This is a genomic window from Niastella soli, assembly GCF_017742245.1.
Classification (GTDB): domain Bacteria; phylum Bacteroidota; class Bacteroidia; order Chitinophagales; family Chitinophagaceae; genus Niastella; species Niastella soli.
In genome coordinates, this window is record NZ_JAGHKO010000001.1 from 2,774,567 (window position 1) to 2,786,489 (window position 11,923).

Here is an 11,923-nt window from a genome sequence, read left to right on the forward strand (position 1 = left end):
GAACATGTATTGACTTCAACATTCAATATTCAAAATTCATCGGTTCAAATAATTTAGATCTCACCTTAAACTAGAACTAATAAAATGGGTAAGCCAACGGGTTTTTTAGAATTTACCAGGGAATTGCCAGGTAAGAAACCAGTAGAGGAAAGGTTAAAAGATTACAATGAATTTGTTGAACGCTACAGCGATGAAAAGCTGAACCAGCAATCTGCTCGTTGTATGAATTGTGGAGTTCCTTTTTGCCACAGCGGATGCCCGCTGGGTAATGTGATACCAGAGTTTAATGATGCGGTATATCGCAAGAGCTGGCAGGAAGCTTATGATATTCTTACTTCCACCAATAACTTTCCTGAGTTTACCGGTCGTATCTGCCCTGCCCCGTGCGAAAGCGCCTGTGTACTGGGCATTAACCAACCCGCTATCACAATTGAAGAAATTGAAAAGCACATTATAGAAATAGCTTTTGATAAAGGATTTGTAAAACCCCGCAAACCGCACGTTCGTACCGGTAAAAAAGTGGCTGTAATTGGATCTGGTCCGGCTGGTTTGGCTGCCGCTGCGCAGTTGAACTATGCAGGTCACTCGGTAACCGTATTTGAGCGCGATGATAAACCAGGCGGTTTGTTACGGTACGGTATACCTGATTTTAAACTGGAAAAATGGGTAATTGACAGAAGGATAAAGCTCATGGAAGAAGAAGGTGTGACCTTCCGCTGCCATGCCAATGTGGGAGTGAACGTACGCATCAACGACCTGTTGCGTGAATACCATGCTATTGTACTGGCTGGTGGTTCAACCGTTCCCCGTGATCTGAAGATCCCGGGCCGTGAACTGAAAGGCGTTTATTATGCCATGCAGTTCCTGAAACAGCAGAACAAGCGCAATGCAGGCCTCGATCCATTGGCAGATGCTAATATCGAAAGCAATATTTTCAGTGAGAACCTATTAGCAACCAATAAGAATGTAGTTGTAATTGGTGGTGGTGATACTGGTAGCGACTGTGTTGGTACCAGCAACCGCCATAAAGCAAAATCGGTTACCCAGTTTGAACTGTTGCCTAAACCACCTGAAGGTCGCAACGAGTTTATGCCCTGGCCAAGTTTTCCCATGATCTTAAAAACTTCTTCTTCGCATGAGGAAGGAGCCAACCGTCACTGGGCTATTGCCACCAAAGAATTTGTTGGCGATAAAAAGGGTAACCTGAAAGCCTTAAAAGTGGTTGACCTGGAATGGCAGGTAACGGAGGATGGCAAACCAGCGCAGTTTGTTGAAAAGCCAGGTTCGGAGCGGGAGCTGCCTTGCGAGCTGGCATTGCTGGCAATGGGTTTTGTACATCCCCAGCATGAAGGCCTATTAGGCGAATTGGGCGTTGACCTGGATAGCCGTGGTAACGTTCGGGCTACTGAAAAGGAATACAAAACAAGCATTAATAAAGTGTTTGTAGCAGGTGATATGCGCCGGGGTCAAAGTCTGGTAGTTTGGGCTATCAGCGAGGGCCGGGAGTGCGCTCGTAAAGTAGACGAATTTCTGAATGAAGGTGTTTCTTACCTGGAGAGCAAAGATCAAAATATAGTGTTAGCGATATAAGCAAAAAAGTCATTTTTTTCAGAGCCCCGGTGATGTCACCGGGGCTTTTTTTGTAAGTATAAATATAAAAAATTTATATATGGTTAAAATTGAAACAGTGAGTGTCATTTTCTGGGTATTAGGCCGGTTAATTTTTCATTATTAATTGATTTAGACTCAATTTTTACAATTTATAGCAAAAGACAGTCGATTTTTAAACACCATCCAAAAAGGATGGTGTTTTTATTTTCAAAACGATGCTTTATTTAAAGATTGGGCCAGCAAGGAGTTACGACCGGGATATAGGATAAGTAAGATATGTATTATAAATAATAAAATGTAATGATTTGATAAGGTTGTCTGTTAAAAAATGAATATTTTCGGTGTAATATTATTAGATGCATTATTTTAATAATATCATTTTCTAAACTAAACAACGGAAAACAATGAAACTGTCATTTAAAAATGTAATGCCGTTCCTGGTATTGGTAGTTGTTGCCCTGGCTGCCATGTTTATTACACCTGAAGCGGATCATGTTCCGGGCGCTCAAGAAACACAGTATAGTGCCGCAGACATTGCATGGGTGCTGGTTTCAACGGCCTTGGTGTTTTTAATGACCCCTGGCCTGGCTTTCTTCTATGGCGGTATGGTGCACCGCAAAAACGTAATCTCCACCATGATCAAGAGTGTGGTTGCCGCTGGTGTAGTTGGCGTGCTTTGGATCACTGTTGGTTTTAGTTTGAGCTTTGGTGATTCAATTGGTGGATTTATTGGTGATCCTTCCACTTACCTGTTTTTTAAAGGAGTAAAATCTGGCGCCGCCTGGTCGCTTGCTCCTACTATCCCTCTCGGTTTGTTTGCCTTGTTTCAACTGATGTTCGCCATCATTACTCCAGGTCTGGTAGTAGGTGCAGTGGCTGAACGTATACGGTTTACCTCCTATATATTGTTTATTGTATTGTTTAGTTTACTGGTTTACGCTCCGGTGGCCCACTGGTCATGGCATCCAAATGGGTTCCTGGCAAAAATGGGTGCATGGGATTTTGCTGGTGGTACTGTAGTACACATAACTGCAGGTTGTGCAGCCCTTGCCGGTGCCCTGGTATTGAAGCGCAGAAAAACGCATATGGCTCATAAGGAAACCCCGGCTGCCAACGTGCCTTACGTACTGATCGGTACAGGTTTATTGTGGTTTGGCTGGTTTGGTTTTAATGCCGGTTCTGCTGTAGGCGCCTCTGGTCTTGCAGTAAATGCCTTTGGTACAACTAATACTGCCGCTGCTGCTGCTGGTTTAGCCTGGATGTTCTTTGATGTAGTAAAAGGTAAAAAGCCTTCAGTGCTTGGTTTCTGTATCGGAGCTGTGGTAGGTTTGGTGGCTATTACACCTGCCGCTGGTTTTGTAGGTATCCCTCAAAGTATCATTATAGGTGTTGTTGGCGCTTTAATCTCTAACATAGCAGTTGGTATCAAACAAAAATCTACGCTCGATGACGCGCTCGATGTATTTCCCTGTCACGGTATTGGCGGTATGGTAGGTATGTTGCTTACCGGTGTATTTGCCAACCAGCTGGCGCACGGGATCAAAGATGGTCCTCAGGGCTGGTTCTATGGCAATGCTTCATTCTTCTTTACTCAATTTAAAGCGATGGCCATAGTGGTTGTATACAGCTTCGGCGTTTCTTTCGCTATATTCAAATTCATCAATTTCGTTCTTCCTATGCGTGTTACTGAAGAAGAAGAAGAGCTGGGTCTGGATGAAACCCAACACAATGAAAAATATTTGCAAGGAACTTTGCTGGTTAATGGTGAGAATGGAAAACTGGTAGAAAAAACAGTTGAGTTCTAAAAGAAAAAGGTACAGTATTCAATAAGATCGGGCTTCTGACACAAGCCCGGTTCCTACCACCGTACCCTTTTCATTAACACTTAAAATCTAACTGCAATGTTAAGAAAAATTTCTTCATTGGCCATTTTTAGCATGGCCCTGGGTTCTTATGTTGAAGCGCAAGATTCTACGAAGAAAAGTTCACTGAATATTACTGGTTCCGTTGATGCATATTATCGTTATAATTTTCATAATGCCAAAGACTCAGGCTACTTGAATAATTATACCAGCTTTACCAATTCGCAAAATTCTTTTGAATTAGGTATGGCATCGGTAAAGGCTGAATATACCACTGGGAAAGTTACGGGGGTGTTAGATCTGGGTTTTGGCAGAAGGGCAGAAGAATTTTCTTACAACGAAAAAGGAAGTGGTTTGGGAACTGCCATCAAGCAGGCCTACGTTTCGGTGGCTGCTTCAGATAAATTAAAGTTCACTATGGGTAAATGGGCTACACACATTGGTTACGAAGTGGTGGATGCCTATTTGAATCGCAATTACAGCATGTCGTACATGTTTTCGTTCGGTCCCTTCTTTCATACCGGCTTAAAGGCTGAATATACTGCCGGTAACTGGGGTTTCATGGCCGGGGTGGCGAATCCTACCGACAATGTAACTGCCAGTTTTGCCAAGAAAATGGCAATTGCTCAGATAAGCTCTACTATGGCCGATGGTAAGTTGAAAGCATACCTCAATTACCAGGGAGGTAAAGATATGGGCGAAAACATGGTTAACCAGGTAGATCTGGTAGTTATCGGCACGCTGAGCGATAAGTTCAGTGTTGGTTATAATGGGACTGTGCAGTCTGTTAAACCCGATGGCAAAAGCAGTGGCGACAGCTGGTGGGGATCGGCCGTCTATTTAAATGCCGACCCTTCTAAAACGTTCGGATTAACCCTGCGTGGTGAATATTTCGATGATAAAAATGCAGTTTCAGGGTTCTCTGCTGCTGCCGGTGGAGGAACCAGTGTATTTGCAACTACTTTATCGGGTAATATTCACATTGACAATCTTACTATCATTCCCGAATTCAGATTAGATAGTTCAAAAGACCCCATTTTTATAAAGAATCCCAATGAGGGGGTAAAAAGCACAGGTACGTTCTTGTTAGCAGCTACCTGGCATTTCTAAAAACCAAGACTAACGAGCTTCCATATATAGGGTATTTCCGATAAGGAAATACCCTTTTTTATTGCCTGGCTCCTAAAACTGTTGAATCTCACAGGGACCTGACAGGGGTCTAACAGGGACTTCACAGGGACCTAACAGGGACCTCACAAGGACCTAACAGGGACCTGGCAGGGATTTTATCCTTGTCAGGTCCCTGTTATCTCCTTATTTGGTCTTTGGTTGAGATTATTTAAAAGCAATGGGGTTTATTAAAATAGAGAAAGTGTTAAAGGAAGCGAGGCTGATTAATAATTGTATTAATATAAATTTTATATGTACATAAATTCATGTCTTGCGGTCAAAAATTGGTATTTTTGACTATAATCATATGCTGTAATTGCCGCTTTTAGTGGTTTCTTGAATTGGATTGTGGGAAATATAATATATGATATATATTATAATACATTAACGAGTTGCTTTTTATCCCCACCGACATAATTGGTTTGTATTGCAAGATCAATGGTAATGCGAATGTACCAGGCAGGAAATGTGTGAGATTGAACAGCGGATATTGATATACGATAGCTTAATTAACAACCATAGTGTTATTTAACCTGTAGCCAAAACTAACTAAATGCTGTGCGGTAATACAATGAAATAGTATTTAATGCTTTTTTTCATTACCGTTGTTTTAGTTATCAGAAAAACGCACCCGTTTCGCCGGGTGCGTTTATTTTTTGAGTGAGTTGTCAGTTGTGAGTGATCGCTATGCCGAATTTCTTCCCGCATTAATGATCCCGAATGAGCTGCGAATAACCAGCTTCTCGAATATTTCTTTATGCTGGGGTTGGGCGTTTTGTTCTTCCATTTCGCGAATCCGCGCCATGGCGTATTGCTGGATGGTGGTAAGCGGCAATACAATGCGCTCGCGCATTTGCACCGATAACTGCTCAACCGGATAATCAGCCATTAATTCGCTTTTGCCCGATAACAGGAAGATATACCGTTGTGTTAATTCGTATTCTTTATAGATCAGGTTCCAGATCTCGCCGTACCGGGGATCCTGCGCCAGGTATTCTGTTAATGGGAAGAAGCATTTTTTCATCGCCATTTCACAATTGTCCATCAGTGTTTTGAAGGACAGGGAATGGTGGTAGATCTTCTTAATATCGTTTAATTTGCCTTTCTTCTCCATGGCTTGTAAAGCAGTGCCTACGCCATAATAGCCGGTTACGTTTTGTTTTAACTGGCTCCACGCCCCTACGAACGGGATGGCCCGCAGGTCTTTCAGCGACAGCTTTGAAGAAGAACCGCGTTTGGCAGGCCGGCTGCCGATGTTTGTCTGGCTGTAAAACTTCAGTGGACTTACATGCGCCAGGTAATTTAAGAAGTCTGGATTGTTCTTTAATTCATTATATGATCTTAAACCTTCCTCAGCCAGTTCGTTCAGTATTTCTTCTTCTTCCTTCGATAACGTTTTGTCCTTATCGGCAAATACATCGTTTGAGATACCAGCGTTCAACAATTGCTCAATATTATATTGGGCAGAGTCGATGGTGCCGAAGTTGGAGCTAACAGTTTGTCCCTGTATAGTAAGCTGAATTTCCTTGTTGCTGATGTTCTTGCCCAGAGAAGCATAGAACTTATGGGTTTTACCACCGCCACGTGCCGGAGGACCACCACGACCATCGAAGAACACCACCGCTATGCCATATTTGGCAGAGATACTGGTGAGTTTTTCTTTGGCTTTATAAATGCTCCAGTTAGCCATCAGGTAACCGCCGTCTTTTGTGCCATCGGAGAAACCGAGCATAATGGTTTGGCGGTTGTTCCGTTTTTGCAGGTGTTTACGGTAGGTTTCGTTTTCATACAATTCCCCCATAATCTCGGCTGCTTCCTGCAGGTCGTTGATGGTTTCGAACAGGGGTACTATATCTATGGTCAGGTCTTCATTTTTCCAACCGCACAATTTGAACAGTCCGTACACTTCCAGCAGGTTCAGTGCGCTGTTGCACTGGCTGATGATGTAGCGGCTGCACCCTTCAATCCCATTGTATTGTTGTATTTCTTTAATGGCTTTGATCGAAAGCAGGGTGTCTTTTTCAATGCCATCTTCAAATACATGACCGCCAATATCACCGCTGGCCTTATATAAAAGCTTCTTCTTTTCTTCTTCAGAAAGTTCGGAGTAGTTCTTGGGAAGGATATCTGTTTTGGCTGCTATAGCTTCCAGTACTTTACTATGAACACTGCTGTCTTGCCGAATATCGAGCGAAGCAAAATGCAGTCCAAATACATGTACTTTATTTATGAGATTATCTACCAGGTGCTGGAACAATCCATTATGCTGGTAGATCAATATTTCTCTTATTTTTTGTAATGCATCCAGTATGCCCTGTTTGCTAAGGAAGGTGCGCTGGCCGGGGATGAAAATGTTTTCGTATAACTGTTTTTCCAGATCAGCCAGAATAGCATCAACCCCTTTGAAGGTAAGGCGTCTTTTCAGCTTACGCACTTCAAGGTAATAACATTTTATAATGCTGCCGCGCAGGGAATCTGCCACTTTCAGGGTGGTATCAACTGTAACGAAGGGGTTGCCATCGCGGTCACCGCCAGGCCAGAAGCCCATCGTGATCAACGGATTGGTGTCCGGCAGCATTTTGGGGAACTGGGAATTCAGGTAAGTGAGAATACGGCCTGCTGCGTTGTAGAATACATTTTCCAGGTACCAGATAAGGCTAACGGCCTCATCAAAAGGCGTTGGTTTTTCCTTTTTGAAGAAAGGTGTTTTACCCAGTTGTTGCAGGTACATGTTTATCTGGCTGGTATTATTTTCTGCCAGTGCTTTCGACAGGTCATGAATAATGCCCAATACAGGTCCGGGATAGAACTGGGTAGGGTGGGCGGTAAGCACCAACCGGATGGAGAAGTCTTCTAATTTTTTAGCCAGCTCTTCCTGTTTGTTTTCCTGAATAACATCAGCAGCCAGGTACTTCAGCGTTCCAATGCCGTTAAAATCATTGATCTCCTTAAAGGAGGCATCTTCCAGTGCATCGAACAAAACTACCTGCCGCTCAACGTATTGAATAAAGCGGAACAACAGGTCGTGTTTATCCTGCTCCTTGGTGTAGGAAGTATGCTTCTCAAAGAATTCATCAATGATCTGCATAGGGCTTTGCTTCTTCTTATATCCCTCTTCACAATTGTTTAATAATAAAGAAAGCAGAATACCGGTTTTCTCAATTCGATGAAACGGGAGCGAGGTGAACAGACTGTTGTAGAGCTGAAACTTTACGCCTACATAATTCTTAAACTGCTGCAGTCCTCGTGATGACTGGTGATCCATGTAATATCAAGTTTATGGCATTAATGCAAAATGCAAAAATATGGTAAGCAGCAACAAAAATCGGGTATTGAAAGTACAAGAAAAAAATTAATAAAAGCACTGATTTGTTGAATTGATTTCAATAATTCCGGAAATTCCTTGTTGGAATGAGGTTACAGCCAAAAAAGATTAAAAACTAACAAATGTTATAGACTTTTCGTGTTACCTTTAGCATATCAAAATCAATAGTGGTACTTTTTCAACATATCATTCTTTCCTCCAGCACGGTAGCTTCCACAGCTACGACTACTACTATTACAACAACCCGTTAAGGGTTGTACATTTCCATATTACCACTGGGGTTTCATCTACCTTCAAGTTCTCGGAAAGAGATCAGGATCAAGAAAGCATCGGGTTATTTCAACTAATTACAAATCAATTTAATTTCAGGTTATGCAGGTTTTAAAATTCGGCGGTACTTCTGTAGCAAATGCCGAGAATATGAATAAGGTCAGCAGCATTGTTCAACAGGCTTTGGTACGTATGCCACAAAGTAAAACGATTGTTGTTGTATCGGCCTTAGGTGGTGTGACCGATGTATTATTGCAAAGCGGTGGTTTGGCTGCTGCTGGAGATGAAGGTTATAAAGAGCTGTTACAGAAAATAGAGCAGCGCCATTTGGAAGCGGTGAAAGCGCTGATACCGGTAACCCAGCAAAGCAGTGTATTAAGCTGGGTAAAGCAACGCTGTAATGAAATAGAAGATATTTGTAACGGGGTATTCTTACTGGGTGAACTGAGCGCCCGCACCAAAGACCGCATTGTAAGTTTTGGCGAATTGCTTTCCTCAAAAATTATTGCCGCCCGTATACAGGCACAGGGCGTAGAAAATACCTGGGTCGACTCACGCGAACTGATCCGCACTGATTCTCACTATGGAAGTGCGGTGGTAGATTTTGCACTTACTAATGCACTCTGTAATAACTTTTTTTCGGTTTCTGCTTCCCGTTTATTTATAGTGCCGGGTTTTGTAGCGGCCGATGCCAATGGCAATACCACTACTTTAGGCCGGGGTGGCAGCGATTATACCGCAGCCATTATTGCCGGTGCTGTTAGTGCGCAAACCCTGGAAATATGGACTGATGTGAGTGGTATGATGACCGCTGATCCACGGCTGGTGCCCAACGCCAGAATACTGCCACACATCTCTTACCAGGAAGCTATGGAGCTGTCGCACTTTGGTGCCAAAGTAATATATCCGCCTACCATTCAGCCCGTAATGAGTAAGAACATTCCGGTGTGGATCAAAAACACCTTTGCACCAGAAGATCATGGGACTGTGATTGAGAATGAAACGCATAAAAATGGAAACAACATCCGCGGTATTTCCAGCATCAATAAGATCGCATTGCTGAGTCTGGAAGGAAGCGGTATGATAGGGATACCTGGTTTCTCACGCCGGTTGTTTGAATCACTGGCCAATGACTTTATTAATGTGATCCTGATCACCCAGGGGTCTTCTGAACATTCTATTTGTGTGGGTATTGACGAAGCCCTGGTTGATAAAGCCAAACAGGCAGTAGATAAAACCTTTGCCTACGAAATTGAGACTGGCCGGGTTGAACCTTTGCGGGTTGAAACCGGGCTGGCCATTGTAGCCCTTGTAGGTGACAATATGAAAAGCCACCCCGGGATAAGTGGAAAAATGTTTGGTGCAATTGGTCGTAACGGGGTGAATATACGCGCCATAGCACAAGGTTCATCAGAAAGAAATATTTCAGCCGTGATAGCAGCAGCAGACGTTAAAAAAGCCATCAACGTATTACACGAAGATTTTTTTGAAACTACCTATAAACAAATAAACCTTTTCGTTGCCGGTACTGGTAATGTGGGTGGTAAACTGCTGGCCCAGTTAAAACAACAGCAGCAATACCTGCAACAAAACCTGCGATTGCAGGTACGCATAGTGGGTATGGCCAACAGCAAGAAAATGGTTTTCAGCGATGAGGGTATTGAACTGGATGGCTGGCGCGAACAGCTTCAGCAGGGAGAGACCAGCGACCTAGGTAAATTTGTTGAAACCGTTCGTTCCAAAAACCTGCGTAATTCGGTTTTTGTGGATGTTACTGCGAATGAACATGTAGCACAGGTGTATGATCAACTGCTTGCCAAAAGCATTTCGGTAGTAGCTTGTAATAAAGTAGCCTGTTCATCAGCCTACCAGTATTATAAAAAGCTGAAAGATCTGGCGCGAGAATACAATGCTTTCTTCCTTTTTGAAACAAATGTGGGAGCTGGTTTACCGGTGATTGGTACCCTGAATGACCTGATGCGCAGCGGCGATGTGGTTACCCGTATTGAAGCAGTGTTAAGCGGTACCCTGAATTTTGTATTCAATAATTATGATGGTACCCGCAGCTTTGCCGAGGTGGTAAAACAGGCACAGGATGAAGGCTATACTGAACCCGATCCGCGTTTGGATCTGAGTGGGACCGATGTAATGCGTAAGATCATGATACTGGCCCGTGAAGCAGGGGAGCATCTTGAAATGGAAGATATTTCCAATACCAGCTTTATGCCCGCTTCGTGTATGGTAGGCAGCGTGGATGATTTTTACAAGGAAATGGAAAAGCAGGAAAAGCATTTTAAAGAAATATACCAGCAGGCAGCAGCGGCAGGCAAGAAACTGAAGTTTGTAGCGAAATATGAAGGCGGAAAAGCATCCGTAGGGTTGCAGCATGTGGATTCACAGTCTGATTTTTACCACCTGTACGGCAAGGATAACGTGGTATTGTTCTATACCAACCGCTATCCCGATCAACCGTTGGTGGTGAAAGGTGCCGGCGCCGGAGCTGAAGTAACTGCATCAGGTGTATTTGCAGATATAATCCGTGCCGCACATTAATATAGACAGGTCCTAACGAATCAAACTAGTTAAACGAATTACAATGGCAAATGAATTAAAGGGCGTTCAGGTTTTTGCACCGGCAACAGTGGCTAATCTGGTTTGTGGGTTTGATGTGTTGGGGATGGCATTGCAACAACCACAGGATGTAATGACCATGCGGTTACGGAAGGAACCAGGTATTGTTATATCACATGCCGACGGTTATGATCTGCCGGTAGAACCGGAGAAAAACGTAGCCGGCGCTTCCCTGCTGGCTTTAATGGAAGAATATAGTGAGAAAGTAGGTTTTGAAGTGATCATTGATAAACGAATAAAACCCGGAAGTGGATTGGGGTCCAGCGCGGCCAGTTCTGCAGGCGCTGTAGTAGGAGCCAATTATTTATTGGGTAACCCGTTCTCCAAGGAAGACCTGGTTCGATTTGCCATGAACGGTGAAAAAGTGGCATCTGGTGTTAAACATGCCGATAATATTGCGCCCTGCATTTATGGTGGTGTAACGCTTATTCAATCAATATTTCCATTGAATATTGTTCAATTGACCGCGCCGCCCATGTATGTAACGGTTGTGCATCCGCAGATTGAAGTGCGTACTTCCGATGCCCGTCAAATATTGCGCAAGGAAGTGCAGTTAAAGGCAGCTATCAAACAATGGGGCAATATTGCCGGTTTGGTGGCTGGGTTTTTGAAGAATGATTATGACCTTATTGGCCGCTCGCTCGAAGATGTGATCATTGAGCCAGTGCGTAGTATCCTGATCCCTGGTTTTGATGAGGTGAAAAAGAAAAGCAAAGAGGCCGGTGCATTAGGTGGAGGGATTTCCGGTTCTGGCCCATCTATATTTATGTTGAGCAAGGAAGAATACGTTGCCAAAGGCGTTGAGGACGTAATGATAGATGTGTATACCAGATTAGGGATCGAGTTTAAGACTTATGTGACCATGATCAATTATGAAGGGGCTAAGGTTGTTAGTGAGAAGTAGGTTGACCCGTTGATCAGTTAACAAGCTAACTAGTAAATAGGGTTGACAGGGTTGATAGAGTGAGTGGTGAATGGTGAGTTGTGAGTGGGCTCGCGAAAGTGCAGCCGTCTGAAAAATCGGAAACCTGCTCACCACTGACAACTGACAACT

The 11,923-nt window shown here is 43.5% G+C and carries 6 protein-coding genes; 5 read left to right on the forward strand and 1 reads right to left on the reverse strand.

Annotation, left to right across the window (positions count from 1 at the left end):
• Positions 1-84 precede the first annotated feature (84 nt).
• The 3 genes from J7I42_RS11410 to J7I42_RS11420 all read left to right on the forward strand — a co-directional run bounded on the left by J7I42_RS11410 (position 85) and on the right by J7I42_RS11420 (position 4,583).
• Positions 85-1,590 (forward strand): glutamate synthase subunit beta, encoded by a 1,506-nt coding sequence (locus tag J7I42_RS11410; protein WP_209138908.1) that lies wholly within the window; start codon positions 85-87, stop codon positions 1,588-1,590.
• 425 nt (positions 1,591-2,015) lie between these two features.
• A complete protein-coding gene (locus tag J7I42_RS11415; protein ID WP_209138909.1) occupies positions 2,016-3,416 on the forward strand; it encodes an ammonium transporter in 1,401 nt (466 codons plus the stop codon).
• 96 nt (positions 3,417-3,512) lie between these two features.
• Positions 3,513-4,583 carry a porin gene (locus tag J7I42_RS11420; protein ID WP_209138910.1) on the forward strand — a complete coding sequence of 357 codons (1,071 nt, stop codon included), beginning with the start codon at positions 3,513-3,515 and terminating at the stop codon, positions 4,581-4,583.
• Positions 4,584-5,328: 745 nt separating this feature from the next.
• Here the strand turns inward: J7I42_RS11420 and J7I42_RS11425 are convergent.
• Positions 5,329-7,908 (reverse strand): phosphoenolpyruvate carboxylase, encoded by a 2,580-nt coding sequence (locus tag J7I42_RS11425; RefSeq protein WP_209138911.1) that lies wholly within the window; start codon positions 7,906-7,908, stop codon positions 5,329-5,331.
• A 432-nt stretch (positions 7,909-8,340) separates the two neighbouring features.
• Between J7I42_RS11425 and thrA the strand changes: the two genes are divergently transcribed.
• Together thrA and J7I42_RS11435 are read left to right on the forward strand one after the other, a co-directional pair.
• Positions 8,341-10,791: a bifunctional aspartate kinase/homoserine dehydrogenase I gene (gene thrA, locus J7I42_RS11430; protein WP_209138912.1), complete on the forward strand. Its 2,451-nt coding sequence runs from the start codon at positions 8,341-8,343 to the stop codon at positions 10,789-10,791.
• A gap of 43 nt (positions 10,792-10,834) precedes the next feature.
• Complete coding sequence (locus J7I42_RS11435; RefSeq protein WP_209138913.1) at positions 10,835-11,773, forward strand: homoserine kinase; 939 nt, start codon at positions 10,835-10,837, stop codon at positions 11,771-11,773.
• Positions 11,774-11,923: the final 150 nt, after the last annotated feature.